This window comes from Pontibacter sp. HJ8 (assembly GCF_054824225.1).
The window spans coordinates 1-1,385 of record NZ_JSYF01000578.1 but is presented as its reverse complement, the minus strand read 5'-3'; the positions used below and the strand labels follow the sequence as shown (position 1 = coordinate 1,385).

The 1,385-nt window shown below is 42.9% G+C and carries 2 protein-coding genes; both read right to left on the bottom strand.

What is annotated here, in order from left to right:
• Positions 1-409 precede the first annotated feature (409 nt).
• Positions 410-982 carry a hypothetical protein gene (locus OB13_RS19560; protein WP_461491868.1) on the bottom strand — a complete coding sequence of 191 codons (573 nt, stop codon included), beginning with the start codon at positions 980-982 and terminating at the stop codon, positions 410-412.
• 129 nt (positions 983-1,111) lie between these two features.
• On the bottom strand, positions 1,112-1,385 hold a 274-nt coding region (locus OB13_RS19555), incomplete at its 5' end, for a hypothetical protein (RefSeq protein ID WP_461491867.1).

The following is a 1,385-nucleotide window of genomic DNA, read 5'->3' as shown; positions in this document are numbered from 1 at the left end:
TAAACCAACAAATGCAGTGAGGCTCAAGGTGCAGAGAGTTGCCAGTATCCCAAGTATAATCAGGGTAGTGTGCAACCTTATTGCCATGCGGTTCCAGGTTTTAAGTGCTTCCTCGATTTCTTTTATCACCTTCTCTTCATTCATCTGAGTTTAACTGTTATTGCATGGTGTTTTATACTATAATTCAGCAATAGAACTTGCACAAGAATAATTAATGAGCGTAACTAGGATTTGAAAATTTTAATTTAAATAAACGAACAATTTATATAAATATACTTTAACTTTTTTGTTAAAGTTGTTTAAAAAGTAAAACAGCAAAGCCACCTAGTAGTAGGTGGCTTTTTACTCCTTATTGCTGGGGTTATAGTCTCCCTTACTGTAAGCAATGCCACAGCCAAGAACCAGCTTTTTATTTTAGTACAGTGCCGTCTGTGAACAAGATCTGCTCCGGCTTCCACACCATCTTCAGGTCTTTGAGGTCTTTCGACACCAGGCGCTTGTCCTCATCCATGAACTGGTTATAATCTGTGGTGGCTTCGTAAGACATCTTCTTGCCTGATAAAAGCCCCTCATCGTAGGTCATATTAAAGGACTTGATTTCTGTGTCGAACAGATCGGTGAAGCTTACTCTGCCTTTAAAGGCCCGAATGTCTTTGTCTCCGTTATTTTGGAAGGCAAACTTATAGGTAATGTATTCCTGATAACTGTACTCTTCAAAGCCTTTGTCAAATACTGTTACCGTTAGTGCCTTGTTTAGGCGCTCAATACGCTGCTGCTCCTCCTGTTGGGCCTCCGCTGCAAGCAGGGCCTGCTTCTTCTCTTCCTCTTGGGCTTTACGCTGGATTTCCTTAGCCTCGTCAATGATCTGTTTATAAGTCTTGCCGTCCAACTTCTCACCGCCCAAGGCGCTGCTCATCATGGAGAGGGCGATCAGTTGCATCTCAGTAGTGTCGGCGTCACCACTTTCAGCTATCGCCTTCATGTCTGCCTCCAGGGTAGCCTCATTGTACGGCTTTTCTAACGGGCTTGAGCATGATGAGAATAGGATACATAGTGCCAACGCAGGGAGTAAAATTTTTTTCATAAATGAGTTTGTTTATGGTTGGATAGATTAATTTAATATTGGTTCTGGTTGTGGTGACGCGGGAAGGGCTATAACAACCGCAGTAGGGAGCAAGCCTAGGTTTTGTAACAAATCCAGTAGGTGCTTTGCTTTTAGCTGGTTTGCCAATGTACGGTGGCCTTTACTGACTTGGTAGGTAGATGTCCGAATGATGTCATAGCCTTTGCTTCTGGCTATCCGGTCTACAGTTTTTACTGTTTCTCCTCTGGTACGGGTGGCGCAGATAATGATATCGCAGTTGAATTCATCAGCTAGTTTCCTA